This is a genomic window from Zooshikella harenae, from assembly GCF_018837975.1.
In the GTDB taxonomy this organism is placed as follows: domain Bacteria; phylum Pseudomonadota; class Gammaproteobacteria; order Pseudomonadales; family Zooshikellaceae; genus Zooshikella; species Zooshikella harenae.
In genome coordinates, this window is the sequence record NZ_JAGSOY010000316.1 from 1 (window position 1) to 741 (window position 741).

General features: G+C 42.4%; 1 protein-coding gene. It reads left to right on the top strand.

Translation table 11 applies throughout. From position 1 onward, the window contains the following. Positions 1 to 408: 408 nt before the first annotated feature. A partial coding sequence (locus KCG35_RS25880) for a GPW/gp25 family protein (RefSeq protein WP_309227497.1) occupies positions 409 to 741 on the top strand: 333 nt, incomplete at its 3' end.

Below are 741 nucleotides of genomic sequence, written 5' to 3' on the forward strand. Positions count from 1 at the left end.
TCATGTGGAAGGCAGCATCAAAGCCACGGGGGATATTACTGATAAATCCCGTAGTATGGCGGCAGATAGAGATATTTATAACAGACATTTAGATCAGCATCATGTGCCGCCCAAGCCAAGGCAATAAACTATAGTATTGCTTTATATGCGCTTTAGCTCAAATACGAAAGTACGACTAACTGTTACTATATGGCTTTAATGTTTAAAGGACGCCATCGATGGGATCACTGATTTTTTTTCTTTTTTTGTTCGGGTTAATGGCCTTTTTTATTATTTGTGCCTTGTCGCGAAACTCAAGAGTAAAACAAGGAATGGTTGGCCGTAGTCATAACTCACATAATACAAATAATCATCAATCTGGCTCCGAAGACTTTTCCTGTAGCCGAAATGATTCAGGCACTAGTTTCTGTGACAGTTATAGCAGTAGTGATAGTGGCGGTAGTTGCAGTAGTGACAGCAGCTCTGATTAAACCATACTTTTTCCTTCATACCGACAGCATGCAAGGCATAAACAACAATACTGGTAAATCCCTTTCTGGCATCGAACATCTGAAGCAATCGATTACCGATATTTTAACCACCCGCATTGGCACCCGTGTCATGCGGCGTGATTATGGGAGTCGCTTGCCAGAGTTAATCGATGAACCGTTAAATGGGGCTTTACGCCTGGAATTAATTGCTGCGACGGCTGAAGCCTTAACCCGTTGGGAACCCCGATTTAAACTCACTAAAGTTACACCC